Raw genomic sequence first — 25564 nt, forward strand, 5'->3', positions numbered from 1 at the left:
GGCGCGGCGGGCCGGTCGCCGCGCGGCACCGGGGACACCGCTCGCCGCCGGCGGCGGACGGCACCGCCTTGCGGAACCGGCCGGGACCTTCGCAGAATCTGACCAAGGAGACGCCATGCCCGAGGCCTATATCGTCGAAGCGGTCCGCACTCCGGTGGGCAAGAAGGGCGGCGGTCTGTCGGCCGTCCACCCCGCCGACCTGGGCGCGCATGTGCTGACGGCGCTGATGGCGCGCAGCGGCGCCGATCCGTCCGCCGTCGAGGACGTCGTCTTCGGGTGTCTGGACGCGGTGGGCCCCCAGGCCGGGGACATCGCCCGGACCTGCTGGCTCGCCGCCGGGCTGCCCGAGGAGGTGCCCGGAGTCACCGTCGACCGCCAGTGCGGCTCCTCCCAGCAGGCCGTGCACTTCGCGGCGCAGGGGGTGCTCTCCGGCACCCAGGACCTGGTGGTCGCGGGCGGTGTGCAGAACATGTCGATGGTCCCGATCGCCTTCGCCAGCCGGCAGGCCGCCGCCCCCCTCGGGCTGACCGACGGCCCGTTCGCCGGCTCCGAGGGCTGGCGGGCCCGCTACGGCGCGGCGCCCGTCAACCAGTTCCACGGCGCCGAACTCATCGCCGACAGGTGGCAGATCTCCCGTGCGGACATGGAGGAGTTCGCGCTCCGTTCGCACCGGCGGGCCGTCCGCGCGCTCGACGAGGGCCGCTTCGACCGGGAGACCGTCCCCTTCGGGGAGGTCACCGCCGACGAGGGCCCGCGCCGGAACACCTCGCGGGAGCGGATGGCGGCGCTGGCGCCGGTCGTCGAGGGCGGCCGGCTGACGGCGGCGGTCTCCTCGCAGGTCTCCGACGGCGCGGCCGCTCTGCTCCTCGCCTCCGAGCGGGCGGTGGCCGACCACGGACTCACCCCGCGCGCCCGCATCCACCATCTGTCGGTGCGCGGCGAGGACCCGATCCGGATGCTGTCCGCCCCGATCCCGGCGACCGCGTACGCGCTGAAGAAGACCGGGATGTCCCTCGGCGACATCGACCTGGTGGAGATCAACGAGGCGTTCGCGCCCGTGGTGCTGGCCTGGCTGAAGGAGACCGGCGCCGACCCGGAGCGGGTCAATGTCAACGGCGGCGCGATCGCCCTGGGCCATCCGCTGGGCGCGACCGGTGTGCGGCTGATGACGACGCTGCTGCACGAACTGGAGCGCACCGGCGGCCGGTTCGGGCTGCAGACCATGTGCGAGGGCGGCGGCCAGGCCAACGTCACGATCATCGAGCGGCTCTGACCGCCGGTCCGCCTGCGGGCCGGTTTCCGGCCGGCCCGCCCGTGCTCGTGGCTCGCCCCTCTCCCGTCGGGCCGCTCAGCGGGGCAGCGCGCCCAGCGTGGCGTGCGCCTCGGCCATGATCCGGTCGACCAGTTCCGCGCAGGTCGGCAGGTCGTCGAGCAGTCCGGCGACCTGGCCGGAGGCCATCACCCCGAGGTCGGTACGGCCGTCCACCATGGACGCCTTGAGCAGCATCGGGGTGTTGGCGGCCAGCAGGACCTGACTCCAGGTGAGCTCCCGGCCGTGCTTCATCGCCAGCCCGTCACGCACCAGCCGGCCCCAGCTCAGGCCGGACAGCTTCCGGAAGGAGGCGGCGCGGCGGACCGCCGTCAGCAGTGCGGTGGCGCGCCCGGACCGCTCCAGCGCCTCGACCAGTTCGCTGCGCAGCATCCGGTGCGGCAGACCGTCCACCTTCGTGGTGACGGTGATGTCCGTGACGCCCGCCGCCAGATAGCGGTCCTGCACGGCCCGGGGCACGGTGCTGTCCGACGTCAGCAGGAAGCGGGTGCCCATGGCGACACCGGCCGCGCCGTAGGCGAGCGCCGCGACCAGGCCCCGGCCGTCGAAGAAGCCGCCCGCGGCGATGACCGGGATGCCGACCGCGTCCACGACCTGCGGGAGCAGCACGGTGGTGGCGACGTTCCCGGTGTGGCCGCCGCCCTCCCCGCCCTGGACGAGGACCGCGTCCGCGCCCCAGGCCGCGACCTTCTCGGCGTGCCGGCGGGCGCCGACGGACGGGATGACGACGATCCCCGCGTCCTTCAGCCGGGTGATCAGCTCACGGGAGGGGGCCAGGGCGAACGAGGCGACCCGGACGCCCTCCTCCACGAGGACGCGCACCCGCTCGCCCGCGTCCCCCGCGTCCGCGCGGAGGTTGACCCCGAACGGCGCCGTGGTGCGGGAGGCGACCTCGCGGACCGCCGCGCGCAATTGCCCGACGGTCATGGTGGCCGACGCGAGAATGCCCAGGGCGCCCGCCTCGGCCGCGGCCGAGACCAGCCGCGGTCCCGCCACCCACCCCATGCCGGTCTGCACGAGGGGGTGGCGCACCCCGACGAGCTCGGTCAGCGGCGTCTCGATCCTCGCCGCCGTCATGCCGCGGGCACCTCGCGCTCGCGCAGCCCCTCAGGGTCGATGACCGTGCGGATCAGCCGTAGTTCGGTGGCGGTGGGCTCCCTCGTGCGGGGCACCTCGTCGGGCACCGCGAGCGGGAAGCCGGTGGCCGCCCGGACCTCCGCGACGCTCACGCCGGGGTGCACACAGGCCAGCCGCATGGTGCGGTCCGGGGTCGCGAAGTCGAAGACCCCGAGGTCGGAGACCACACGCGGGATGCGGTGGAAGCGGGTGGCGGACGGCCCGGCGGCGGCCGCGCTGTCGTATCCGACCCCGCTGATCATGTCGACGCGCGCGACGAAGACCCGCTTCGAATGCTTCGGCACCCAGTAACTGACCGGATTGTTGAGGGTGTTGACCGGGGCGCCGCGGACCCCGAGGAGCTGGCGGTCCGGCCGCTGCCAGTCGCCGATGCAGGAGATGTTCTGGTTGCCGAAGCGGTCGAGCTGGCTCGCGCCCATCATCACATGGCGCCGCCCGCCGGTGACCATGGCGAGGTGCTGACGGTAGGGCAGCCAGCCCTCGACCGAACCGTCGAGCCCGACGATCAGGGCCTCGCCGTCGGTGAGCAGCAGGTCGGGGGAGAAGGTGCGCTTGGCGAGCCGGGCGCCGATCGACGGGATCAGGCCCATCGGGCTCGCCAGCACCTCGCCGTTGTCGCGCCAGGCGTCGGCGCAGGCGATCGCGCAGTACTCGGCCCGGGTCGTCGTGGTGGCGTTCACTGCTGCTCCTCGTGCCAGGACTGGACTGCGGACTGGTACGTCTTCTCGTCCCCGGACAGGAACCGCTCGGCGAAATCCGGCCAGGGCGTGGTCGCGTACAGCTTCTGGAAGGGCTCGTCGCGCCCGTAGTCGGGGGCGCAGGAGGTGAAGTGCGCGCCGTGCGGGGCCTCGACGACGCCGGTGACCGAGTGCCGTTTGACCAGCAGGGTCTGCGGGACGGCCGAGGCGAAGTCGTCCACGATCCGCTCGCAGGAGACGTACGCACTGTCCGCGGCCTCGCAGAACAGGTCGTCGAAGTACGGATCGGGGCCCAGGTACTGGCCGTTGCCGAGCCGGTCGGCGCGGTGCAGATGGACCAGCGCCGCGTCCATCCGCAGGGCCGGCATCGCCACGAAGGTCTCGCCGTCGTCGTAGGGCGAGGTGACGGTCCGCAGCGCGGGGTTGACGCGCATCACGTCCGAGCCGAGGCCGGCGCGCACCGGCAGGAACGGCAGCCGGTGGGCGGCGGCCTGCAGCCCCCACATGAACATCGCCTCGTCGATCTCCCTCAGCTCGAACGCGCCGCGCTGGCGGGCCGCGCGGAAGTGCGGTTCGAGGGGGATGGAGTCGAGGGTCGCGAACGCCGCGACCAGGGTGCGGATGCGGCCGGCGGCGGCGAGCAGGCCGACATCGGGACCGCCGTAGGAGACCACCGTCAGGTCGGTGATGTCGGAGCGCAGCAGCGCCCGCACCAGCGCCATCGGCTTGCGGCGCGAGCCCCAGCCGCCGATGCCGAGGGTCATGCCGCTGCGCAGCCGGGAGACGACGTCCTCGGGGGTCATGGTCTTGTCGGTCACGGATCAGCCTTCCGTCGTCGGGGCGCCCGGCGCACCGAAGGTGTCGCGGACGCGGTCGGCGACCCCGCTGAGGTTCGCCTCGAAGGTGAATCCCTGCTCGAAGCGGTAGCTGCGCCGTACGTCGACGGGGTCGATGCCGTTGAGGGCGGCCTTGGCGAGCCGGAGCAGGAAGCCGTCCTTGCGGGCGATCTCCCGCGCCACGTCCCGGGCGGCGGCGGGCAGTTCGGCGCGCGGGACGACCTGCCAGACGGAGCCGTGTGCCCGCAGTTCGGCGGCGGTGACGGTGCGCGAGGTGTAGTACAGCGTGCGCAGCAGGTGCTGCGGGACCAGCCGGGCCAGGTGGGTGGCCGCGCCGAGCGCCCCGCGGTCCAGCTCCGGAAGCCCGAACGTGGCGTCGTCGGCGGCCACGATCGCATCCGCGTTCCCGACGAGCCCGATGCCGCCGCCCAGACAGAAGCCCTGCACCGCCGCGACGACGGGCACCTCGCACTCGTAGACCGCCGAGAAGGCCTCCGCGCAGCCGCGGTTGGCGCCGAGCAGGGCCCCGTGTCCGCCCGTCGCGGTGTCCCGCTGGAGCTCCTTGATGTCGACGCCCGCGTTGAAGCCGCGCCCGGCCGCGGCCAGGACGACGCAGCGGACGGCGGGGTCGCGGCCGGCCGCGCGCACCGCGTCGGCGAGGTCGTACCAGCCCTGCACGGGAAGGGCGTTGACCGGAGGGTAGTCGGCGGTGACGACGGCGATGCCCTGGCCCGGCTCGGAGGTGGAGACACCCATGAGCAGATCAGCTACCTTTCCACCAAGCGTTTGTTAGGTAGCGAAGTTAGCAGCGGACGGTGCGCTGCGGGAGGGGTGTCCGGTGAGCCTGGCTCTCGATCTGTCCGGTCGGCTGGCCGTCGTCACCGGCGGCACCCGGGGCGTCGGCGCCGGTATCGCCCGCGCCTTCCTGCGGGCCGGTGCGGAGGTGGTGGTCTGCGCCCGCCGGCCGCCGGACGCCCCCGTCACGGCGGCCGGCCGCCGTGCGCACTACCGCCCCCTCGACCTGCGAGACCCGGCCGCCGTCCGTGCCTTCTTCCCGCAACTCGCCGACGAACACGGCCCGTTGGACTGCCTGGTCAACAACGCCGGAGGCACGCCCCACCGGCTGCTCGACCAGGGCGACGCCGAACGGCACGCCCGGGTCGTCGCACTGAACCTCCTCGCGCCGCTGACCGCCTCGCTCGCCGCGTACGAGGTGATGCGGGAGCGGCCGGCCGGCGGCTCGATCCTCATGATCGGCAGCGTCAGCGGCACCCGGCCCTCGCCCGGCACCGCCGCCTACGGCGCGGCCAAGGCGGGCCTGGACCACCTCGCCCGCTCCATGGCCGTCGAATGGGCGCCCCGGATCCGGGTCAACACCCTGGTCCTCGGCATGGTGCGCACCGAACTCGCCGCCGTGCACTACGGCGACGAGGCGGGCGTCGCGGCCGTCGGCGCCACCGTCCCGCTCGGCAGGCTCGCCGAGCCCGCCGAGGTCGGCGACGCCTGCGTCTTCCTCGCCTCCGACCGCGCCGCGTACCTGACCGGCGCCAGCCTGCTCGTCCACGGCGGCGGCGAGCGGCCCGCCTTCCTCGACGCCGCCACCGTCAACCACCCCGCCCCGCCCGACGCCACGAAGGACACCTGACGTGTCCGGAAGAGGAGATACGGACATGACCGGCACCGGAATCTGCACGGGACGCGTGGCGGTGGTCACCGGCGCCGGCCGCGGCCTCGGCCGCGCCCATGCCCTGGCCCTCGCCGCGGAGGGCGCCCGGATCGTGGTCAACGACCTCGGTGTGGCCGCCGACGGGGCCGGCGCCTCGCCCGGACCGGCCCAGCAGGTCGCCGACGAGATCCGTGCCCGCGGCGGCCGGGCCGTCGCGCACACCGGCGACATCACCACCACCGACGGCGCCGCCTCGCTCGTCGCCACCGCACTGGACACCTTCGGCCGCCTCGACGCCCTCGTCAACAACGCCGGGTTCCTCCGTGACCGGATGCTCGTCAACCTCGACGAGGACGACTGGGACGCCGTCATCCGCGTCCACCTCAAGGGCCACTTCCTGCCGCTGCGGCACGCCGCGGCCCACTGGCGGGCCGAGGCCAAGGCCGGCCGGACGCCCGACGCCCGGATCGTCAACACCAGTTCGGGCGCCGGGCTGCTCGGCAGCGTCGGCCAGGGCAACTACGCCGCCGCCAAGGCCGGCATCATCGGCCTCACCCTCGTCGCCGCCGCCGAACTCGCCCGCTACGGCGTCCAGATCAACGCCCTCGCACCGGCCGCCCGCACCCGGATGACCGAGCGGACCTTCGCCGGGGCGATGGCGAAGCCCGCCGCGGGGGAGTTCGACGCGATGGCCCCGGAGAACGTCTCCCCGCTGGTGGTCTGGCTGTCCTCCGCCGACAGCGCCGGGGTCACCGGCCGGGTCTTCGAGGCCGAGGCGGGCCGGATCACCGTGATGGAGGGCTGGCGCCCCGGCCCCACCGCGGACCGGAAGAGCCGCTGGACGCCGGCCGAGGCCGGGCGGGCCGCCCGCGACCTGCTGGCCGCCGCCGGGACCCCGCAGCCGGTCTACGGGGCGCGGTGACCCGCCGGGGCCCGGAGCGCCACCGGCTGCGGGCCCCGCGCCGGGTCGTCAGCCGGGGACCGGAGCGCCCTCGCGCGCCCGCAACCGGGGTGCGGAGATCGCGAACAGCCCGAACGCGCCGAGGAAGGCCAGCAGGGAAGTGCCGCGCAGCACCGTCTCGATGGCGCGGCCGTCGGCGGCCGCGGTCGAGGGGGAGCCGCTGATCAGCTCCAGCACCGTCGCCGCGACCGCCACGCTCACCGCGCCGAACAGCACCAGCGACGTCAGCACCAGCCCCGACGCCGCGCCCGTCCGCTCCGCGGGGACGTGCGCCTGCGTGGCCACGTTCGTCAGCGCCCACCCCAGCCCGATGCCCACCCCGCACACGGCGAAGACCACCGCGTACCAGCCCAGGGGCCGCACCCAGGTCAGCGCCAGCAGCGCGGCACCGCTGGTGAGCATGCCGCAGGCCATCAGCCGCTCGGCGCGCCAGCGCAGGGCCAGCCGCCCCGCCCAGTAACTGGCCGCGCCCACCCCGCAGGAGAGCGCCAGGAAGATCACCCCCGCGACAAACGGCGACAGCCCCCGCGCCTGCTGCAGATAGAGCGCCGAGAGCACCGCGACCAGGCAATACACCACATTCGAGAGCGAGCCGGCCAGGGTGATCACATCGAACTTCCGGTTGCGGAAGAGCGACATGTCGATCAGCGGCTCCGGCCTGCGCCGCTCCACCGCCACGAACAGCACGAGGAGGGCGAGACCGACCGCGGCGGTGGCCAGGGTCGGCGCGGAGGTCCACCCCCAGCCCTGCCCCTGGTCGACGGCGACCATCAGACACGTCAGACCGAGGGCGACGGCCGCCGCGCCGGGCAGGTCGAGACGGCGGGTCGCCTGCTCGTCGCGGGTCTCGGGCACGAAGCGCAGCACCAGCAGCGCCGCGGCCAGACACACCGGCACATTGATCAGGAACACCGCGCGCCAGCTGACGTGTTCGGCGAAGACGCCGCCCACGAACGGGCCCAGAGCGGTGCCGAGGGAACCGAACGCCAGCACCGTGCTGACCGCCCGCCCCTGCCGGTCGTCCCGGAAGTAACTGGTCACCACCGCCACCGAAACGGGGAAGATCATCGCCGCGCCGGTGCCCTGCACGACGCGCGCGGCGATCAGCCAGGGCGCGTTCTGCGCGGCGCTGCACACCACGGACAGGGCGGCGAACACGAACAGGCCGAGCACGATGACCCGCCGCCGACCGTGCAGATCGGCCGCCCGGCCGCCGACGATCATCAACGCGCCGATGGCCACCATGTATCCGCTGACCAGCCACTGGAGGTCGGTCGAGGAGGTACCGAAATCCCTGGCGATCACCGGGAGCATCAGATCGAGCGCGAACCAGTCCATCTGCACGATGAGGATGGACAGCGCGGCAGCGACGATCACTGCCCGGTCCCGGTGCGAGAAGGTACCGCCCGAAGCGGCCTTCGCGACCCGGTCCGCCACGCGATGGCCCACGAGCACTCCTCGGCCGTATCCCGTATCCCCGAACCCACCGGTCCCCGCAGCCGTCTTGCCTCTCAGGATAGAAGTCGGGGTCCGGGGGCGCATGGCGGCGGAACGGTGGTGCCCGGGGGCGCCTACGCAGGCGGGCCGGCGGCCGGAGGGCGGCGCGGCCTCGGACCCGGTGCCCGGCGTCAGCCCGCTCCCGGACGCTCCGGCCCCACGAGTCCGGCGGCGCGGGCGAGCAGCTCGACCAGCATGTCGAAGGTGAGCCGGCCGGTGAACGTGTTGCGCTGGCTGGGGTGGTAGCTCCCGAGCACGTGCAGTTCGCGCCGCGGCCCGGTGGCGGGCAGCGTCAGCTGTACGCCGTGACCGAACGCGGGCCGCGGCCGGGGGACCGCCCACCCCGCCTCGCCCAGTACGGGCAGCAGCGCCTGCCAGCCGAAGGCACCCAGCACCACGACCGTCCGCAGGCCGGGAGCGAGGAGTGCGAGCTCCGCCGACAGCCACGGCCGGCAGGTGCGCCGCTCGGCGGGCGTGGGCCGGTTCTCCGGCGGCGCGCAGTGGACCGGCGCGGTGACCCGCACCCCGTACAGCTCCAGCCCGTCGCCCCGGTGCGTCGCCGTGGGCCGGGAGGCGAGCCCGACCGCATGGAGCGCGGCGAAGAGGAAGTCGCCGGAGGCGTCCCCGGTGAACATCCGCCCGGTGCGGTTGCCGCCGTGCGCGGCAGGCGCCAGCCCGACGATGGCGATGGGGGCGTCCGCCGGCCCGAACCCCGGGACCGGCCGTGCCCAGTACTCCTGGTCCCGGAACGCCGCCCGCGGATGCGCCGCGGTCTCCTCCCGCCACTCCACCAGCCGGGGGCAGGCGCGGCAGCGGACCACCTGCGCGTCGAGCTCCGCGAGCCCGCCGCACCGCCCCGCGTGAAACGCGGGAAAGTCGCTCTCACCAGGCCCCGGCGGCGACCCGGCGGTCCCGGTCTCGTTCATCCCTCCAGGCTAGGGGGTGCCTCATGGATCCCGCCCGACCGGGGCGACGTCCCCTGGCCGGGGCGTGTACGGCCGCTCCTCGCCCGGCGGCGCGCGAGACCGCCAACGCCTGGCGGACCTCCTCCGTGGCGTAGCGGGCGGCGAGAGCCCCATGTGCCGGGCCGGGTGTTCCGGCGGAAGCGCCCGGAAGCCCGCTCTCAAGTCCCCTTTTCCGAGCCTGTGTTGTGTGACATATTACTGATGTGCCCACGAGACACGGACAGTTCCTGGACGCTCCGGATGTGATCGTCGTCGGGGCCGGAGTGGTCGGCGCCGCCTGCGCCTACTACGCCGCCCGGTCCGGCCTCTCCGTCGCCGTCGTCGACCGCGGGCCCGTCGCGGGCGGTACCACCGGCGCCGGTGAGGGGAACCTGCTCGTCTCCGACAAGGAACCGGGCCCCGAACTCGCACTCGCCCTGCTCTCCACCCGGTTGTGGCGCGACCTCGCCGCCGAGCTCCCGCCGGAGATCGAGTACGAGACGAAGGGCGGGCTGGTCGTCGCCTCCGACGAGCCCGGCATGGCGGCGCTGCGTGCCTTCCGCGCGGCGCAGGAAAGGGCGGGCGTGCGGAGCGACTGCCTCCCCGCCGACCGGCTGCGGGACGCCGAACCGCATCTGGCGCCCGGCCTCGCCGGCGGCGTCCTCTACCCGCAGGACGCCCAGGTCCAACCCGCCCTGGCCGCCGCCCATCTGCTGCGTGCCTCCGGGGCCCGGCTGCACCTGGGGGCGGAGGTCACGGCCGTGCTGCGGGGACCCGGTGACGCCGTCCGGGGCGTGCGCACCCCGCGGGGCGACCTGCTTGCCCCCGCGGTCGTCAACGCCACCGGCACCTGGGCCGGCCGGCTGGCCGCCCTCGCGGGGGTGACCGTTCCCGTCCTGCCCCGTCGGGGAGTTGTCCTGGTCACCGAGCCGCTGCCGCGTGTCGTACGGCGCAAGGTCTACGCCGCGGACTATGTCGCCGATGTGGCCAGCGGATCGGCCGCGCTGCAGACCTCCGCCGTCGTCGAGGGCACCCCGGCGGGGCCGGTCCTGATCGGAGCCAGCCGTGAACGCATCGGCTTCGACCGCACGCTCTCGGTCGGGGTGCTGCGCCGGCTCGCCGCCCAGGCCGCTGCCCTGTTCCCCGTATTGGCGGGCGTCCAGGTGCTGCGCACCTACCAGGGATTCCGCCCCTACCTCCCGGACCACCTCCCGGCGATCGGCCCCGACCCCCGCCTCCCCGGCCTGCTGCACGCCTGCGGCCACGAGGGCGCGGGCATCGGCCTCGCCCCGGCCACCGGCCGGCTGATCGCGGCCGCGCTGACCGGGGCGCCCGCTCCGCTCGACGCGCGGCCGTTCCGGCCGGAGCGGTTCGCCGGCGGGGCGGGGGAGGGATGAGCCCGGCCGGGGCCCCGCGCCGCCCGTTCACCCGTACCGAGAGGAGCCCGCGCATGACCCCTCGCCGTACCCCCGCCGACCTCGTACGGGCCGTGCCAGGACCGGCGTTCGAGATCCGCCTCGACGGGCGGCCGCTGACCGCGCTGCCCGGTCAGAGCGTCGCCGCCGCGCTCTGGGCGGCCGGTGTGCTCTCCTGGCGGACCACCCGGCGCGGCGGCCGCCCGCGCGGGGCCTTCTGCGGGATCGGCTCCTGCTTCGACTGCCTGGCCACCATCAACGGCCGGCCCAACCAACGGGCCTGCCTGGTACCCGCCCGGCCCGGGGACGCGGTCACCACCCAGGAGGGACACGGACGTGCCGATCTCACCGTCTGACCGCCGCGACCTCGTCGTCATCGGCGCGGGGCCGGCCGGGCTCGCCGCCGCCGTCACCGCCGCCGGGTTCGGGCTGCGGGTGGCGCTCGTCGACGCGGCCGACCGGCCCGGCGGACAGTTGTACCGGCAGCCGGCCCCGGGCCTCGGCGCCACCCGCCCCGAGGCCCTGCACCACTCCTGGCGCGCGTTCACCCGGCGCGCCGCGCGGCTGGACGAGGAGCGCGCGGCGGGCCGGATCCGGTTCCTCGCCGCCCACCATGTCTGGGCCGTCACCCGGGACCCGGAGCACTGGACCGTGCACGCGGTCACCGGGCCCGACGGCGCGCAGGGCCGGGCCGAGGTGAGCGGGCGCCAAGTGCTCCTCGCCACCGGCGCGCACGAGCGCCAACTCCCCTTCCCCGGCTGGACGGTGCCCGGTGTCGTGGGTGCGGGCGGGGCGCAGGCCATGCTCAAGGCGGGGCTGGTGCTGCCGGGCCGGCGGATCGTGGTCGCCGGCAGCGGGCCGCTGCTGCTCGCCGTGGCCGGGGCGTTGGCCGCGGCCGGTGCCACGGTGCCGGTCGTCGCCGAGGCGGGCGGTTACGCCGGATACGCCCGCGCCCCGCGCACCCTGGCCGCCAACCCCGGCAAGCTCGCCGAGGCGGCCGTCCACGGGGCCGCCCTGCTCCGCCACGGCGTACGCCTGCGTACCCGCAGCGCGGTCACCGCCGTGCACGGCACCGACCGGGTCGAGGCCGTCACCCTGGCCCGGCTCGACCGGGACTGGCGGCCGGTGCCCGGAACCGGACGGCGCATCCCCTGCGAGGCGCTCGCCGTCGGGTACGGGCTGGTGCCGCAACTGGAGCTGGCCACCACACTGGGCTGCGCCGTCCGCCGCGGCCCCGACGGCACCTGGGTGCTGCGGCTCGACGGGCGGCAGCGGACCTCGGTCGAGGGGGTCTGGGCGGCCGGTGAGGCCGGCGGCGTGGGCGGCGCGGAACTCGCCTTCACGGAGGGCGAGGTGGCGGCCCACGGCATCGCGCGGCGGGCCGTGCCCGATGCCCTGTGCCGCCGTCGTGACCGGCTGCGCCGGTTCGCCCGGACCATGGCCGCGGCCCATGCCCCGCGCCCCGGCTGGACCGGCTGGCTGCGCGAGGACACCGAGGTCTGCCGGTGCGAGGAGGTCACGGCCGGGCGGATCCGGGAAGCCGTCGCCGGGCTCGGCGCCCGCGACACCCGCACCGTCAAACTCCTCACCCGGGCCGGAATGGGCTGGTGCCAGGGGCGGATGTGCGGGCCCGCGGTGGCCCGGCTCGCGGGGGAGGCCGGACCACCGGCCGACCGCAGACCCCTCGCCTGTCCCGTCGTCCTCGGCGAACTCGCCGACGGGCAGGACTAGTTCGCCTCCAGGGGGCCTTGGCAGCCCCCTGGGACACTCAATAAAATGTCACACCTCATAGAAGGAGCTTCGTATGGTCACGCGCACCCGCCCCTGGCACGGCATCATGGTCGCCACCACCCTCCCCTTCCGTGACGACCTCTCCGTCGACCACGACGCCTACGCGGCACAGGTCGCCCGGCTCCTCGCCGCGGGCTGCGACGGCGTCGTCCCCAACGGCTCCCTCGGGGAGTACCAGACGCTCACCGACGCCGAGCGCGCCCGCGTCGTCCGTACCGCCGTGGAGGCCGCCGGGGACGGCGACCGGGTGATGCCCGGCGTCTCCGCCTACGGCAGCGCCGCCTCGTGCCGCTGGGCCGAGCAGGCGGCCGAAGCGGGGGCCGGTTCCGTCCTGCTGCTGCCGCCCAACGGCTACCGCGCCGAACGGGACGCCGTCCGCGCCCACTTCGCCGACGTGGCCGCGGCCGGCCTGCCCGTCGTCGCCTACAACAACCCCGTCGACACCAAGGTCGACCTCACGCCCGGTCTCCTCGCCGAACTGCACGCCGACGGCAGCATCGTCGCCGTCAAGGAGTTCAGCGGCGATGTCCGCCGGGCCTACGAGATCGCCGAAACCGCCCCGGAACTGGATCTGCTGATCGGCGCCGACGACGTCCTGCTCGAACTCGCCCTCGCCGGGGCCGTCGGCTGGATCGCGGGCTGCCCCAATGCCCTGCCCGCGGCGTGCGCCACCCTCTACCGGGCCGCCGTCGCCGGTGACCTCGACACCGCGCTGTCCCTCTACCGCACCCTGCACCCGCTGCTGCGCTGGGACTCCCGGACCGAGTTCGTACAGGCCATCAAGCTCGCCACGGACCTCGCCGGACACCGCGGCGGCCCGACCCGCCCGCCCCGTACCCCGCTCACCGCCGACCAGTCGGCCGCGCTCCGCGCCGTCACCGGGAAGCTCCTCGCCGACGGCCACCACTGAGAGAGGGCCCCATGCGCACCCGCCACGTCTTCCACGCCGTCGACTCCCACACCGAGGGCATGCCCACCCGGGTCATCACCGGCGGCGTCGGCACCCTCCCCGGCGCCACCATGGCCGAACGCCGGACGTACTTCGCCGAGCACCGCGACGCCGTCCGCACGCTCCTGATGAACGAGCCGCGCGGCCACGCCGCCATGAGCGGGGCGATACTCCAGCCGCCGACCCGCCCCGACGCCGACTACGGCGTCCTGTTCATCGAGGTCTCCGGCTATCTGCCGATGTGCGGACACGGGACGATGGGGGTGGCCACCGTCCTCGTCGAGACCGGCATGGTGGAGGTCGAGGAACCGGTGACGAGGGTGCGGCTGGACACCCCCGCGGGACTGGTCACCGCCGAGGTGCAGGTGCGGGACGGTGCGGCCACGGCCGTCACCCTCACCAACGTGCCCGCCTTCTGTGCCGGACTCGACCGCACGATCGCCGTCCCGGGCTACGGCACCCTCGGCTACGACCTGGCCTACGGCGGCAACTTCTACGCGATCCTGCCGCTGGACAGCGTCGGCCTGCCCTTCGAGCGGGCCCGCAAGAACGACATCCTCGCCGCCGGACTGGCCCTCATGGACGCGGTGAACGCCACCGACCGGCCGGTCCACCCCGAGGACGAGCGGATCGGCGGCCTCAAACACGTCTACTTCGCCGCGCCGGGATCGGACGCCACCCGCTCCCGGCACGCGATGGCCATCCACCCCGGATGGTTCGACCGCTCGCCGTGCGGTACCGGCACCTCGGCGCGGATGGCGCAGCTGCACGCACGCGGCCAACTGCCCCTCCACCAGGACTTCGTCAACGAGTCCTTCATCGGAACGGAGTTCACCGGCCGCCTCGTCGCCACGACCGCGGCGGGCCCCTGTCCGGCCGTCGTCCCCACGGTCACCGGGCGGGCCTGGGTGACCGGCACCGCGCAGTACTTCCTCGACCCGTCCGATCCGTTCCCCGCGGGGTTCGTGCTGTGAACCAGGGCCTTGTGACGCAGGGCCTGGTGACCCAGGGCCTCGTGGCCAACGGCCGTGCGTCCGGCGGCCGTCCGCCACCAGCGGGTTTGCGCAACGTGACATTGTACGCTGGCACTCCGCGTCAACTCGGAGGACCACGATGGGCGAACTCAAGCACCGCAGCCTGATCACCGCGCAGGAGCGGCTCCGCGATCAGGTGGCCCATCAACTGCGCGCGGCCCTGATCGCGGGGGAGCTGCGCCCGGGGTCGGTCTACTCGGCCCCGGGCCTCGCCGCGGACTTCGGCGTCTCCGCCACTCCGGTGCGCGAGGCGATGCTCGACCTGGCCCGTGAGGGGCTGGTCGAGCCGGTCCGCAACAAGGGATTCCGGATCACCGAGGTGAGCGAGCGCGACCTCGACCAGTACACCGAGATCCGTGCCCTGATCGAGGTCCCGGTCGTCGGCCAGGTCACCCGCACCGCCGGCCGTGCCCAGCTGGAGGCGCTCCGCCCGGCCGCCCTGGAGATCGTGGCCGCCGCCCGTGCGCACGACCTCATCGGCTACCTGGAGGCCGACCGCCGCTTCCACCTCGACCTGCTCGGTCTCAGCGGCAACGACCGCCTCGTCGAGACGGTCGGCGATCTGCGCAAGCGCTCCCGGCTGTACGGGCTCACCCGGCTCGACGAGCGCAACCAGCTGCTGCCCTCCGCCGAGGAGCACGTCGAGCTGCTCGACGTGATGCTGACGGGCGACGCCGAGGCGGCCGAGGCCTGTATGGCCCGCCACCTCGGTCATGTCCGCTCGCTGTGGGCCCAGGGCCGCGACGAGCCGTTGGTGCCGCGACCGCAGCAGCGGCCGGTCGCCCGCCGGGGGTGACCGGCCGGGCCGGTCAGGGGCGTCCGGCGAGGAGCCCGTCCATCCACTCCTCCACCGCGTCGGCGGTGCGCGGCAGCGCCGACGACATCAGCCGGGCACCGTCCGCGGTGATCACCAGGTCGTCCTCGATGCGCACCCCGATGCCGCGCAGTTCGGCCGGCAGCGTCTCGTCGTCGGGCTGGAGGTAGAGCCCCGGTTCGACCGTCAGGACCTGTCCCTGGGTCAGGACGCCGTCGAGGTACTGCTCGGCGCGGGCCCGGGCGCAGTCGTGCACGTCGAGGCCGAGCATATGGCCCGAACTGCACAGCGTGTAGCGCCGGTACAGGCCGCTGTCCGCGGCGAGCGCCTCCCGCGCCGGGATGCGCAGGACACCCCAGTCGGCCAGCCCCTCGGCCAGGACGCCGCTGCAGGCCCGGTGGAAGTCGCGGAAGCTCGCTCCCGGTTTGAGAGCGGCGATCCCCGCGTCCTGCGCGGCGAGCACCAGCTCGTAGACCCGGCGCTGGACGGGGGAGAAGCGACCGGACAACGGCAGGGTGCGGGTGAGGTCGGCGGTGTACAGCGCGTCGGTCTCCACCCCGGCGTCCAACAGCAGCAACTGGCGCGGGTCGAGCGGCCCGTTGTTGCGGGTCCAGTGGAGCACGCAGGCATGGGCGCCGGCGGCGGCGATGGTCTCGTACCCGGTGCCGTTGCCCTCGGCGCGGGCGCGCAGCTGGAAGACCCCCTCGATCCAGCGTTCGCCGCGCGGGTGACGCAGGGCGGCGGGGAGGGCGCGTACGACGTCCTCGAAGCCGGTGGTGGTGTGCGCGACGGCCTGCTGGAGCTGGGCCACCTCCCAGTCGTCCTTGACCAGCCGCAACTCGCTCAGTGTGCAGGCGAGTTCGGTGTCCCGGGCGGCGTCCCGGCCGGTCCTGCGGTGGCGGTCGAGATCCTCCAGGTGCGCACAGCGCAGGCCGGTGCGCCGCTCGGCCTCGGCGAGGTCGGGGCGGCGGCCCACCCAGAACTCGCCGTGGCGGCGGTCCCGGTAGAAGGCGCCGCCGCCGTCCCGTGGCGGCCGCGGCCGCAGGTACAGCACCGCCTCGCCGTCCGGCTCCAGCACCAGGACGTGCCCCGGCTGGTCCTCGCCCGTGAGGCCGGTGAGCCAGGCGTAGGCGCTGTGCGGGCGGAAGCGGTGGTCGCAGTCGTGGGAGCGGACCTTCAACTCGCCCGCCGGCACGAGGAGTCGCTCGCCGGGGAAGCGGGCGGCGAGCCGGGCACGGCGGCCGGCGAACCGGGCGGGGTCCGGCACGGGAGGCTCGTCGGGGAGCGGGGCGGTGGTGGCCCACCCGCCGGTCATGAAGGCGGCGAGGGCGTCCGACACCGGCAAGTCATGGCTGCCGGTGTGGAGTTGGGGGGCGCGCGAGGTCATGGACACCTCCGGCAAAGAAAGTTACCTGAAGCCTTGTCAGTGCAATTTCACATTACTATGTTACGGGTCACACCTCGTGGAGTGAAGGCCATGGCCTCAGCCCCTCAACCCCCCACCCCCTCCCGGAGGTTCAGGTGTCCCATCCCCGCATGCCGCGCGGCATCCTGCTGGCCGCGACCCTCGCGGCCGCCCTCGCGCTGCCGGCCGTCCAGCCCGCCCAGGCGGCGCCCCACCCGTCGGCCGCCTCGCCGCGAACCCCGGCGGCGCAGCCGGGGCACCGGCCCGCCGCCCCCACCGCCAACCCCTTCGACCATGCCCAACGCCTCGCCGGCGCGCCGAAGTCCGGCGCCGCCCCGGCACCAGCACCACGCGCCCTGGTCGAGAGAGGCCGCATACCGGGCCCGCAGACCAAGCCCGCGGGGCCGCCGCGGAGCCCCGGACCCGAGGTCGCCCCGTGCACCCTCGACGGCATCACCGGCCTGGGGCCCGAGCAGTTCGCGGACTTCCTCGCCGACCCCGCCGTCACGGCCGACGACTGCCTGCGCACCCTCGTGTGGACCTGGGACCCCCGGCTGATCCCCGTCATGTCCGACGCGCACGTCCAGGCGGTCGCCCGTCGCATCACCGGCCTCGCCGCCGCCCATGACGGCAAGAACACCAGCCATCTGTACGAGATGTTCACGTACTTGCACGCGGTGGCCTACCAGGACTTCTCGCACGACGAGATCGACACCACCGACGCACCCACCGTCGACGCCGTGCGCCGCGCCGTCGGGGCCTTCGGCACCGCGGCCCGTACCTTCGACGTCACCCGGGCCAACGCCGACACCCTGCGCGAGGCCCTGTACGCCGCCAGCGCCCCGGGCCTGCGGCAGCACCAACTCGACCTGATCCAGAAGGTCCTGGCCACCCTGGACCCGGCCCACTCCGCCACGTACCAGGACCCGGCCTGGGGCAACGCCGCCCTCGCCGCGCTGTCCGTCAACTACCTGGGGGTCTACCCCGGCAACAAGGACACCGCCTTCCAGTACGCGGCCGCCGCCGACCCCGCCTACCGCGCCGTCTTCAAGGCGTTCGCCGGATACACCCACCTCAAGGGGACGCCCAACGCCTGGGTCGTGCGCGACGCGCTCGGGGAGTACGGCCGCTTCGGCCAGATCGCCTCCCTCAAGAAGGCCATCGTCACCGACCTCGGCACCTCGCTCCTCCCCACCACCGTGCGCAACTTCGGCGACGGCAGCGAACCCTGGGCCAAGGTCGCCGGCTGGCTCATCTTCTTCGACGCCTGCAAGCCGTACACGGTGTGCAAGGACGACATCGAAAAGCGGATCTTCCCGCGCACCTACTCCTACGACAACGGCGCCATCAAGGTCCGCACCGCCCTCGACCGCGTCGTCGTCGACCAGCTCTACTATGCGTCGAAGCAGGTCAAGGCCCAGTTCCACCGGGTGCTGGGGACCAGTGAACCGCTGGCCGGCGACCCCAACACCACCCTCACCATCGTCCTGTACGCCTCCCGCGCCGACTACGAGGTCTACCACCCGCTGCTCACCGGCATGGACACCAACAACGGCGGCGTCTACATCGAGCAGGGCGCGACCTTCTACACCTACCAGCGCCGCGTCCCCCAGGACTCCAGCCTCACCCTCGAAGAGCTCTTCCGGCACGAGTACGTCCACTACCTCAACGGCCGCTTCGCCGTGCCCGGCTTCTTCGGTGAAGGCCCCTGGTACGAGGGCGACCGCACCACCGCCATGGACGAGGGCAGCGCCGAGTTCTTCGACGGCTCGACCCGCGACAACGGCATCGCCGTCCGCCGGTCACTGGTCCGCGACATCATCGCCGACACCGCCGGCGGCACACCCCGGATGTCCGTCGACGCGTTCTTGCACGCGACGTACGACCACGACGGCTTCCGCTTCTACTCCTACGCCGGGACGTTCTTCGAGTTCCTGTGGCGCGACCACCCCGCCAAGCTCCAGGAGATGTACCGCTACCTGCGCGCCGACGACCCGGCCGGGTTCGACTCCTGGCGCAACCGCATGGGCTCCGACGCGGGGTTGCAGCAGCAGTACGACGCCTTCCTCGACGCCCAGATCGCCGACGTCGACGACCTCTACGTACCGGACACGACGTTCACGCCCAACGGCTCCCTGAAGCTCGCCACCCCCGACGAGGTCCGCACCGCCTTCGCCGCCGCCACCGCCAACACCCCCGTCTGCAAGGACGAGGGCGACCCGGGCTACGGCCGGTTCACCTGCACCGGCCGGATCACCGCCAACCTCGCCGACTCCGGCGACCCCGGCCGGGTCTTCAAGGACATGGCCGAGACCGTCGACTACTTCATCCTCGACCGCACCGGCCCCGCGGCGAACAACTTCACCGACATGAACTGCTCCTTCGGCCCCACCGACATCTGGTCCTCGGGCCGGGCCGGCAGCGCGGACTACCGCTGCGAGGGCCCCCTGCGGCGATGACGCAGCCGCCCTCCCCGGCAGTCGCACGGCCCGCCGCCCCGCGGACGGGCCGTGTCCGGCCGGGCGCCCCGGCTCCGCTCAGTCGCCGGGCAGATCGAGCCGGCGGGAGGTACCGGGCGGCAGGGAGAACGAGCGGTCGCGCAGCCTGACCCGCACCGCGGCGTTCTCGGAGGCCGGTACCGCGATCCGCACCTGCTCGGCGCGGATGCGCAGATCGATGTCCCAGTGGCGCCGGAAGCGGATGCGGACCCCGAACTTCGAGAGCTCCGGCAGCGGCGCGGGATCGAGCCACAGCGCCCGGTCGCGGGTTTCCAGTCCGGTCATACCGCGCTGGATGAAGTCCAAAGTGCCGGCCATCGCGCCCAGGTGGATGCCCTCCGCGGTGGTGCCGCCCTGCACGTCCGCCACGTCCCCGGCCAGCGCCTCCTCGCAGAAGGTCCAGGCATCGGGCCGGTGGACGCGGGCCAGGACCCAGGCGTGGACCAGGGCGCTGAGGGTCGATCCGTGGCTCGTGCGGTGCAGGTAGTGGTCGACGGTGGCGTGCCAGATGTCGTCGTCGAGGGGGTGGCCGAGCCGGCGGAAGACCGAGGCGAGTTCCGACGGCGAGAAGAGATAGCCCAGCATCAGCACATCGGCCTGTTTGGAGGCCTGGTAGCGGTTGACCGTATCGCCCTCCGCCTCCAGGATCCGGTCCAGCCGGCGGATGTCACCGTAGCGGTGCCGGTAGCCGTGCCAGTCGAGTTCGGCGAGGTCCCCGTAGCCGGCGAACTGGCTGATCACCCCCCGGTGGTAGGGCACATGGAGCCGGTGCGCGATGTCCTCCCAGCGCTCGGGCTCCTCCGGCTCGAGCTGGAGGCGTTCGCACAGCTGCCGCCGGTGGGCCTCGGGCAGCGTGCGGCAGAGTTCGAGGGCACGCGTCAGCACCCAGGCCGCCGTGACGTTGGTGTAGGCGTTGTCGTCCACTCCCGGCTCGGCGGCGCCCGGATAGGCGTCGTGGTACTCGTCGGGCCCGACGACCCCGCGGATGCGGTACCGGCCCAGGCCGGCGTCCCAGGTCGTGGACGCGGCCCAGAAGCGGGCGATCTGCAGCAGCATCTCCGCGCCCCTGGTGTGCAGGAACTCCGTGTCGCCGCTGGCCTGTCCGTACTGCCACACGTTGTACGCGATCGCCGACCCGACGTGGTGCTGGAGCCGGGAATAGTCGGGCAGCCAGCGCCCCGAGCGCGGGTTGAGGTGGAGCTGCTGGGTCTCCTCCCGGCCGTCGCCGGCGCTCTGCCACGGGTACATCGCGCCGGTGCGGCCGGCTTCCCGTGCCGCATGGCAGGCGGCGGGCAGCCGCCGGTAGCGGTAGTCGAGCAGCGCCCGGGAGACCTGCGGGAGGTGCAGGTTCAAGAACGGCAGCACGAACAGTTCGTCCCAGAAGACGTGTCCGCGGTACGCCTCGCCGTGCAGGCCCCGCGCCGGCACCCCGACATCCAGCTCGGCGGTGTGCGGCGAGAGGGTCTGCAGGACGTGGAAGAGGTGCAGCCGCAGGATCCCGCCGGCCTCCCCGGGGACCTCCAGCTTGGCCTGCCGCCACAGGTTCTCCCAGGCGCGGCGGTGCGAGGCCCGCAACTGCCGGAAGTGCGGGGCCAGGGCCACGCAGTCCACCGCCGCGTGCCGCGGGCTCTCGATCGCCGGGTCGCGGGAGGTGTACAGCGCCACGGTCTTCTCGACGACGGCGGGGGAGCCGGGGGCGACGGGCAGCACCAGCGTGTGGAACGCCCGCAGCGCGGTGAGCTGCGGCAGCGGCGCACCGCCCCGGCCGGAGGAGGCGCGGGTGCGTGCGGCCAGCGCGATACGGATGTCCGAGTCGAGGGTGCGGCAGCTCAGCCACACCGTGTCCGGCAGCTCGGTCCCGGTCTCCCACCCCGTCAGATGCTGGTCCTCCAGCTCCCGGTAGCGCGCGACCCCGGCATTGCGCACCGCACCGTCGATCCCCGATTCCACCTCCACGGTGCCCGCCCACCCGTCGGAGGAGAAGCAGGTGCGCAGCGCCGCCAGGTGGGGTTCTCCCATGTGCACCAGGCGGCACTGTTCCACGGTCAGCCGGTGGCCGGCCCCGTCCTCGTAGACCGACCAGCGGGTCAGGGTGCCGTGCCGCAGGTCCAGGGTCTGCCGGTGCTCCGTCAACTGCGGGTGGTCGGGGGAGAGCCAGGGGCCGGGGGCCGCGTCGGCGGGGCAGATCCGGTAGCGCAGCGGCAGCCAGTTGGGCAGGTTGACCATGTCCTCGTTCTCGACCGGGCGGCCCGCCACGAGGGAGGTGAGCCGGTTGTAGCAGCCGGCGGCGTAGGTGCCGGGGTAGTGCGCGGGCCCTGCCGGTACCTCGGACGCCGCGCCACGGGTGGCGAAGTAGCCGTTGCCGAGTGTGCAGAGCGACTCGCGCAGCCCTTCCGTCGCCGGGTCGTAGCCCTCGTACGACCAGGCCCAGGGGCGCGTCATCCGCCCGCCCCGGCCGTCGTACGGCCAGGCCCAGCCGCTCGTCACCCCTCCTCCCCGGGCGTCAGCAGCTCGCCGGGGTCGGCCACGACCACATCGGCGCCGCGGCGGCGCAGGGCGGTGGCGCTGTACGGTCCTGCCGTCCGGTCCACGCCCACCACCAGGCCGAACCCGCCGCGGCGGCCCGCCTCGACGCCGGCGAGCGCGTCCTCCACCACGGCGGTGTCCCCGGCCGGGACACCGAGCCGCCGGGCCGCCTCCAGGAAGAGCGCCGGGTCCGGCTTGCCCGGCAGACCGAGCCGCTGTGCCTCGTTGCCGTCCACCACGGCCGCGAAGAGCCCGAGCACCCCGGCCGCGGACAGCAGCTCGGTGGCATGGCGGGACGCCGAGACGGCGGCGCACGGCACCCCCAGGTCCCCCAGCACCCGCAGCAGGCGTACGGTGCCGGGCCAGGTGGGGACGGCAGCGGTCCGCAGGCTCGCGGTGAACAGCTCGTCCTTGCGGGCCGCGACGGCGCCGACGGTGTCCGTGCCCGGCGCGTCGTCCGGTGTGCCGGGCGGCAGGTCGAGGCCCCGTGCGCGCAGGAAGGCGGCGGCCCCGTCCTGCCGGGACCGGCCGTCGACATGACGCAGGTAGTCGTCCACCGGGTCGAAGGGGCGCTGCCCGCCCGCGGCCGCCAGACACGCGTCGAAGGCGCCCTTCCAGGCGGCGGCATGCGCCGGCGCGGAGTCGATGATGACCCCGTCGGTGTCGAGGACCACGGCCCGCAACGAGTGCAGGCAAGCGGCCAGGGACGGCGTGCCGCTCATGGTGACGTTCCGTTCGTCGGTGTCCCTTCCATGGCACCACGGCCGCGGGCCGGGGGCGCGCCGCGCCCGGTCTCCCGCCCCGGCCCGCGGCCGTGGTGCGCCTGTGTCCGCTGCGCGCACCGCGGCACGGTGCGACGGTGGCAGTAGGGCCTGGTCGCCGGCGAGCGGAAGGAGGCGAGGGCGATGGAGCATCCGCTGACCGTCGGAACCGATGGGTCGGATGCCGCGTTCCGGTCGCTGGACTGGGCGGCGGACGAGGCGGCGCGCCACGGGCTGCCGCTGCGGATCGTCCATGCCTCCCGCTGGGAGCGCTACGAGGGCACCTCGTCGGCGCCGGACCAGGAGCGCCCCGGTGAGCAGGTGCTCGCCGAGAACATCGTGGAGTCCGCCGCCGCACACGCCCGCCGCCGGCACGCCGACCTGGAGGTTTCGGGCGAAGTGCTGGCCGATGACGCGGTCACCGCCCTGCTGAACGAGGCCCTCCACGCCTCGGTGCTGGTCCTGGGGTCGCGGGGGCTCGGGGAGATCACCGGCCTGCTGCTGGGGTCGGTCAGCCTGACGGTCGCCGCCCGCGCCCGGTGCCCGGTGATCGTGGTACGCGGCGACCCGGCCGGGCTCGCGGGCACCCATGAGCACATCCTCCTGGGCGTCACCGACCCGGCCGCCGAAGGGGCGGCCGTCCGCTTCGCCTTCCGCGAGGCGGCGGCCCGCCGCTGCACGCTGGACGCGGTGTGCGCCTGGCGCCGCACGGCCCCCGACCCGCAGCCCCCCGCCGACGCCCACCGCGACCCCGAGGAGCGGGCGGCGGAGCTGCTCGACGCCGCACTGGCGGAGGCGGCCGCGGCGCACCCGGACGTGCGGGTGCGCCGCTCCCTGGTCGAGGGCCCGGCGCACAAGGTGCTGGTGCACCGCGCGGCCGCCGCCGATCTGCTGGTGGTCGCCGCCCAGCGCCGCCAGGGGCACTTCGGCCTGCAGCCCGGGCGGGTGGCGCACACCGCGCTCTGCCACGCCGACTGCCCCGTGGCGGTGGTGCCCCAGCACGCCGAGCCGGCCCCGCGCTCCCCCGACTGACCCGCCCGCCCTGCCGGCCCTAACCCTCCAGCCCCGCCGCATGATCGGGAACGTAGGTCTGCAGGTCCCGCGGCGGCCGCTGGTAGCCGGTGGCCGGGGGCCGCGGCGGCAGGGTGAGCTGCGGCGGGGTGACATCGCGGTACGGCACCGTCGACAGCAGGTGGGCGATCATGTTCAGCCGGGCCCGGCGCTTGTCGTCGCTCTCGACGACGAACCACGGTGACTCCGCGATGTCCGTGTGGACGAACATCTCGTCCTTGGCCCGCGAATACTCCTCCCAGCGGGTCAGCGACTCCAGGTCCATGGGCGAGAGCTTCCAGCGCCGGGTGGGGTCCTGCAGCCGCCGCCGGAACCGCTGCTCCTGCATCTCGTCGCTCACCGAGAACCAGTACTTGCGCAGCAGGATCCCGTCCTCCACCAGCATCCGTTCGAAGACCGGGCACTGCCGCAGGAACCGCTGGTGCTCGGCCGGTGTGCAAAAACCCATGACCCGCTCGACGCCGGCCCGGTTGTACCAACTGCGGTCGAACAGCACGATCTCGCCCGCCGCGGGGAGGTGCTCCGCGTAGCGCTGGAAGTACCACTGGGTGCGTTCCCGCTCGGTGGGCCGGGGCAGCGCCGCGATCCGGGCCACCCGGGGGTTGAGGTACTGGGTGACCCGCTTGATCGTGCTGCCCTTGCCGGCCGCGTCCCGTCCCTCGAAGACCACCACGATCCGGGCGCCCTCGGTGCGCACCCACTCCTGGAGCTTGACCAGCTCCGTCTGCAGCCGGTACAGCTCCCGCTCGTACAGCGCCCGCGGCAGCTTCCTGGGGCCGTTGCCGCCCTGTTTGTCCGCCATACGACGACGGTACGGAGAAAAGCCGGCGGGGGCTCAGGCGTGCGAGCCGAACGGGGCCAGCGGGCGGCTCGCCGATCGGGCCGGGCTCGCGGGGACGCCCCCCAGCGCCTCGCGCTCGATCCGCCGCCGGACGTGCTCGGTCAGGACGGCGAGCCGCTTGGAGACCTTCGCCCGCACCGCCTGTGGCGACCGGATGGCCCGCGCGGCCGCGGGCAGCTCCGCGAGGTCCGCGGCGACCCGCCGCCGGGCGTCCTCGGTGCGACCGCGCGGCGCACCGCGCTCGCCCCCGCGCATCAGCGTCTCCAGCAGCGGCGTGCTGCCGGGCGGGACCGGCTCGTCGGCCAGCCCGATCACATCGTGGCACCCGGGCCGGCGGAAGACCTGCTTGCGGCCCGGTGCGGTCGCCTTCGCCGACGACAGCTTCATCACGGGGCGGCCGTCGTAGGCGACGAGCTTGTACGCCGAATCCAGCGAGGGGGCGTCGGCGCTGACCCCGACGCGGGTGCCCACGGCGAAGACGTCGATGGGCGCTCGGGCCTGCGCCAGATCGTGCACGGCGAACTCGTCCAGCCCGCCGCTGGCGACGATGCGGACCTGCGGAAGCCCCGCGTTGTCCAGGATCGCGCGGGCACGGAAGGCCAGTTCCGCCAGGTCACCGCTGTCCAGCCGGATGGCCGACCCGTCGCCGCGCCCCAGCGCGTTCAGCACCCGGGCCGCCGCCGCGACGCCGGACTCGGTGGCGTAGGTGTCCACCAGCAGGGTCACCGGCCCGGGATGGCAGAGCGCGAACGCCGTGAACGCCGCCTCCTCGTCGCCGAACGCCTCGATGTACGAGTGCGCCATGGTGCCGACCGCCGTCAGGTCCTCGGCGTGGGCCGCCGCGACGTTGCTGGTGCCCGCGAATCCGGTCATGGCGCCCAGCCGGGCCACCTGGCAGGCGGCCGCGGTACCCGGGGCGCGCCGCAGCGAGAAGTCCACGACGGAGCGTCCCCGTGCGGCGAGCACGCACCTGACGCACTTGGACGCGACGGTCGTCTGATGGGTGAGGTGGTTGAGCACATACGACTCCACGAGCTGCGCCTGCGGCAGGGGAGCGGTGATCTCCAGCAGCGGTTCTCCGGCCAGCACCACCCGCCCCTCCGGCACGGCCCTGACCTCCCCGGTGAAGCGCATCCCCAGCAGCGGCGCCAGATCCCTGGCCGGGCGCTGCAGTGCCTCGGCGAACACCTCGACGTCGTCGCGGCCGACGGCGAAGCCGGAGAGGAAGTCGAGGACCGTCTCGGCCCCGGCGGCGACCAGGAACCCCCGCTCCGGCGGCAGGGCCCGGACGAAGCAGCTGAACGTCGCCGGCTCGGTCATGCCCTCCTGGAGGTACGAGAGGGCCATGGTGACTTCGTACAGGTCGGTGAGCGTCGCATCCGACATGGCC

22 protein-coding genes are annotated in these 25564 nt (G+C 74.3%); 11 read left to right on the plus strand and 11 right to left on the minus strand.

Annotation, left to right across the window (positions count from 1 at the left end):
• The first annotated feature begins 115 nt into the window (after positions 1 to 115).
• Positions 116 to 1273 carry an acetyl-CoA C-acetyltransferase gene (locus AB0411_RS11990; protein WP_366417141.1) on the plus strand — a complete coding sequence of 386 codons (1158 nt, stop codon included), beginning with the start codon at positions 116 to 118 and terminating at the stop codon, positions 1271 to 1273.
• 75 nt (positions 1274 to 1348) lie between these two features.
• Here the strand turns inward: AB0411_RS11990 and AB0411_RS11995 are convergent, their stop codons facing one another.
• The 4 genes from AB0411_RS11995 to AB0411_RS12010 are packed head-to-tail and all read right to left on the minus strand — an operon-like array spanning position 1349 to position 4757.
• Positions 1349 to 2407 carry an NAD(P)H-dependent flavin oxidoreductase gene (locus tag AB0411_RS11995; RefSeq protein ID WP_366417142.1) on the minus strand — a complete coding sequence of 353 codons (1059 nt, stop codon included), beginning with the start codon at positions 2405 to 2407 and terminating at the stop codon, positions 1349 to 1351.
• Complete coding sequence (locus AB0411_RS12000; protein ID WP_366417143.1) at positions 2404 to 3147, minus strand: CoA-transferase subunit beta; 744 nt, start codon at positions 3145 to 3147, stop codon at positions 2404 to 2406. The genes AB0411_RS11995 and AB0411_RS12000 overlap by 4 nt, the downstream gene beginning before the upstream one ends.
• Positions 3144 to 3983, minus strand: coding sequence for a CoA transferase subunit A (locus AB0411_RS12005; RefSeq protein ID WP_366417144.1), 840 nt, complete (start codon positions 3981 to 3983; stop codon positions 3144 to 3146). Before AB0411_RS12005 ends, AB0411_RS12000 begins: the two co-directional genes overlap by 4 nt.
• A 3-nt stretch (positions 3984 to 3986) precedes the next feature.
• Positions 3987 to 4757 (minus strand): enoyl-CoA hydratase family protein, encoded by a 771-nt coding sequence (locus AB0411_RS12010; RefSeq protein ID WP_366417145.1) that lies wholly within the window; start codon positions 4755 to 4757, stop codon positions 3987 to 3989.
• 82 nt (positions 4758 to 4839) lie between these two features.
• Between AB0411_RS12010 and AB0411_RS12015 the strand changes: the two genes are divergently transcribed.
• Positions 4840 to 5646, plus strand: coding sequence for an SDR family oxidoreductase (locus AB0411_RS12015; RefSeq protein ID WP_366417146.1), 807 nt, complete (start codon positions 4840 to 4842; stop codon positions 5644 to 5646).
• Between the two features lie 25 nt (positions 5647 to 5671).
• Positions 5672 to 6589: an SDR family oxidoreductase gene (locus AB0411_RS12020; RefSeq protein WP_366417147.1), complete on the plus strand. Its 918-nt coding sequence runs from the start codon at positions 5672 to 5674 to the stop codon at positions 6587 to 6589.
• A gap of 48 nt (positions 6590 to 6637) precedes the next feature.
• On the opposite strand, the gene AB0411_RS12025 is transcribed toward AB0411_RS12020, so the two are convergent.
• The gene (locus AB0411_RS12025; protein WP_366417148.1) at positions 6638 to 8077 is read right to left on the minus strand and encodes an MFS transporter; all 1440 of its coding nucleotides are present in this window, start codon (positions 8075 to 8077) and stop codon (positions 6638 to 6640) included.
• Positions 8078 to 8256: 179 nt separating this feature from the next.
• A complete protein-coding gene (locus AB0411_RS12030; RefSeq protein ID WP_366417149.1) occupies positions 8257 to 9051 on the minus strand; it encodes a uracil-DNA glycosylase in 795 nt (264 codons plus the stop codon).
• A gap of 242 nt (positions 9052 to 9293) precedes the next feature.
• On the opposite strand from AB0411_RS12030, the gene AB0411_RS12035 reads away from it, so the two are divergent.
• From AB0411_RS12035 to AB0411_RS12060, 6 genes are all read left to right on the plus strand, one after another.
• The gene (locus tag AB0411_RS12035; protein WP_366417150.1) at positions 9294 to 10466 is read left to right on the plus strand and encodes an NAD(P)/FAD-dependent oxidoreductase; all 1173 of its coding nucleotides are present in this window, start codon (positions 9294 to 9296) and stop codon (positions 10464 to 10466) included.
• 53 nt (positions 10467 to 10519) lie between these two features.
• Positions 10520 to 10840: a (2Fe-2S)-binding protein gene (locus AB0411_RS12040; protein ID WP_366417151.1), complete on the plus strand. Its 321-nt coding sequence runs from the start codon at positions 10520 to 10522 to the stop codon at positions 10838 to 10840.
• Positions 10821 to 12215 carry an NAD(P)/FAD-dependent oxidoreductase gene (locus AB0411_RS12045; protein WP_366417152.1) on the plus strand — a complete coding sequence of 465 codons (1395 nt, stop codon included), beginning with the start codon at positions 10821 to 10823 and terminating at the stop codon, positions 12213 to 12215. The genes AB0411_RS12040 and AB0411_RS12045 overlap by 20 nt, the downstream gene beginning before the upstream one ends.
• A 73-nt stretch (positions 12216 to 12288) precedes the next feature.
• Positions 12289 to 13185, plus strand: coding sequence for a dihydrodipicolinate synthase family protein (locus tag AB0411_RS12050; protein WP_366417153.1), 897 nt, complete (start codon positions 12289 to 12291; stop codon positions 13183 to 13185).
• An 11-nt stretch (positions 13186 to 13196) separates the two neighbouring features.
• The gene (locus AB0411_RS12055) at positions 13197 to 14198 is read left to right on the plus strand and encodes a proline racemase family protein (protein WP_366417154.1); all 1002 of its coding nucleotides are present in this window, start codon (positions 13197 to 13199) and stop codon (positions 14196 to 14198) included.
• 139 nt (positions 14199 to 14337) lie between these two features.
• Positions 14338 to 15054 (plus strand): GntR family transcriptional regulator, encoded by a 717-nt coding sequence (locus tag AB0411_RS12060; protein ID WP_366417155.1) that lies wholly within the window; start codon positions 14338 to 14340, stop codon positions 15052 to 15054.
• Between the two features lie 13 nt (positions 15055 to 15067).
• Here the strand turns inward: AB0411_RS12060 and AB0411_RS12065 are convergent, their stop codons facing one another.
• Complete coding sequence (locus tag AB0411_RS12065) at positions 15068 to 16459, minus strand: aminopeptidase P family protein (RefSeq protein ID WP_366417156.1); 1392 nt, start codon at positions 16457 to 16459, stop codon at positions 15068 to 15070.
• Positions 16460 to 16608: 149 nt separating this feature from the next.
• On the opposite strand from AB0411_RS12065, the gene AB0411_RS12070 reads away from it, so the two are divergent.
• Positions 16609 to 18936, plus strand: coding sequence for a collagenase (locus AB0411_RS12070; protein WP_366417157.1), 2328 nt, complete (start codon positions 16609 to 16611; stop codon positions 18934 to 18936).
• Between the two features lie 78 nt (positions 18937 to 19014).
• Here AB0411_RS12070 and AB0411_RS12075 read toward each other — a convergent pair whose 3' ends face one another.
• Positions 19015 to 21417 (minus strand): glycoside hydrolase family 65 protein, encoded by a 2403-nt coding sequence (locus AB0411_RS12075; protein ID WP_366417398.1) that lies wholly within the window; start codon positions 21415 to 21417, stop codon positions 19015 to 19017.
• A gap of 41 nt (positions 21418 to 21458) precedes the next feature.
• A complete protein-coding gene (locus AB0411_RS12080; RefSeq protein WP_366417158.1) occupies positions 21459 to 22223 on the minus strand; it encodes an HAD family hydrolase in 765 nt (254 codons plus the stop codon).
• A 183-nt stretch (positions 22224 to 22406) separates the two neighbouring features.
• Here AB0411_RS12080 and AB0411_RS12085 point away from each other — a divergent pair, with 183 nt between their 5' ends.
• Positions 22407 to 23294 carry a universal stress protein gene (locus tag AB0411_RS12085; protein WP_366417159.1) on the plus strand — a complete coding sequence of 296 codons (888 nt, stop codon included), beginning with the start codon at positions 22407 to 22409 and terminating at the stop codon, positions 23292 to 23294.
• Between the two features lie 19 nt (positions 23295 to 23313).
• Here AB0411_RS12085 and ppk2 read toward each other — a convergent pair whose 3' ends face one another.
• Both ppk2 and AB0411_RS12095 read right to left on the minus strand, forming a co-directional pair.
• Positions 23314 to 24135, minus strand: coding sequence for a polyphosphate kinase 2 (gene ppk2 / locus AB0411_RS12090; protein ID WP_366417160.1), 822 nt, complete (start codon positions 24133 to 24135; stop codon positions 23314 to 23316).
• Between the two features lie 33 nt (positions 24136 to 24168).
• On the minus strand, positions 24169 to 25560 hold the full coding sequence (locus tag AB0411_RS12095) for a nicotinate phosphoribosyltransferase (protein ID WP_366417161.1): 1392 nt from the start codon (positions 25558 to 25560) through the stop codon (positions 24169 to 24171).
• Between the last annotated feature and the right edge of the window lie 4 nt (positions 25561 to 25564).

The sequence above is a fragment of the Streptomyces angustmyceticus genome (assembly GCF_040701845.1).
Lineage (GTDB): Bacteria > Actinomycetota > Actinomycetes > Streptomycetales > Streptomycetaceae > Streptomyces > Streptomyces angustmyceticus_A.

What these genes read in the sequence shown, in the direction of transcription:
- AB0411_RS12085 (WP_366417159.1), top strand. Translation starts at nt 22,407, where the DNA reads ATGGAGCATCCGCTGACCGTCGGAACCGATGGGTCGGATGCCGCGTTC.
- ppk2 (WP_366417160.1), bottom strand. Translation starts at nt 24,135, where the DNA reads ATGGCGGACAAACAGGGCGGCAACGGCCCCAGGAAGCTGCCGCGGGCG.
- AB0411_RS11995 (WP_366417142.1), bottom strand. Translation starts at nt 2,407, where the DNA reads ATGACGGCGGCGAGGATCGAGACGCCGCTGACCGAGCTCGTCGGGGTG.
- AB0411_RS12080 (WP_366417158.1), bottom strand. Translation starts at nt 22,223, where the DNA reads ATGAGCGGCACGCCGTCCCTGGCCGCTTGCCTGCACTCGTTGCGGGCC.
- AB0411_RS12095 (WP_366417161.1), bottom strand. Translation starts at nt 25,560, where the DNA reads ATGTCGGATGCGACGCTCACCGACCTGTACGAAGTCACCATGGCCCTC.
- AB0411_RS12075 (WP_366417398.1), bottom strand. Translation starts at nt 21,417, where the DNA reads ATGACGCGCCCCTGGGCCTGGTCGTACGAGGGCTACGACCCGGCGACG.
- AB0411_RS12060 (WP_366417155.1), top strand. Translation starts at nt 14,338, where the DNA reads ATGGGCGAACTCAAGCACCGCAGCCTGATCACCGCGCAGGAGCGGCTC.
- AB0411_RS12065 (WP_366417156.1), bottom strand. Translation starts at nt 16,459, where the DNA reads ATGACCTCGCGCGCCCCCCAACTCCACACCGGCAGCCATGACTTGCCG.
- AB0411_RS12010 (WP_366417145.1), bottom strand. Translation starts at nt 4,757, where the DNA reads ATGGGTGTCTCCACCTCCGAGCCGGGCCAGGGCATCGCCGTCGTCACC.
- AB0411_RS12055 (WP_366417154.1), top strand. Translation starts at nt 13,197, where the DNA reads ATGCGCACCCGCCACGTCTTCCACGCCGTCGACTCCCACACCGAGGGC.
- AB0411_RS12040 (WP_366417151.1), top strand. Translation starts at nt 10,520, where the DNA reads ATGACCCCTCGCCGTACCCCCGCCGACCTCGTACGGGCCGTGCCAGGA.
- AB0411_RS11990 (WP_366417141.1), top strand. Translation starts at nt 116, where the DNA reads ATGCCCGAGGCCTATATCGTCGAAGCGGTCCGCACTCCGGTGGGCAAG.
- AB0411_RS12070 (WP_366417157.1), top strand. Translation starts at nt 16,609, where the DNA reads ATGCCGCGCGGCATCCTGCTGGCCGCGACCCTCGCGGCCGCCCTCGCG.
- AB0411_RS12030 (WP_366417149.1), bottom strand. Translation starts at nt 9,051, where the DNA reads ATGAACGAGACCGGGACCGCCGGGTCGCCGCCGGGGCCTGGTGAGAGC.
- AB0411_RS12020 (WP_366417147.1), top strand. Translation starts at nt 5,672, where the DNA reads ATGACCGGCACCGGAATCTGCACGGGACGCGTGGCGGTGGTCACCGGC.
- AB0411_RS12050 (WP_366417153.1), top strand. Translation starts at nt 12,289, where the DNA reads ATGGTCACGCGCACCCGCCCCTGGCACGGCATCATGGTCGCCACCACC.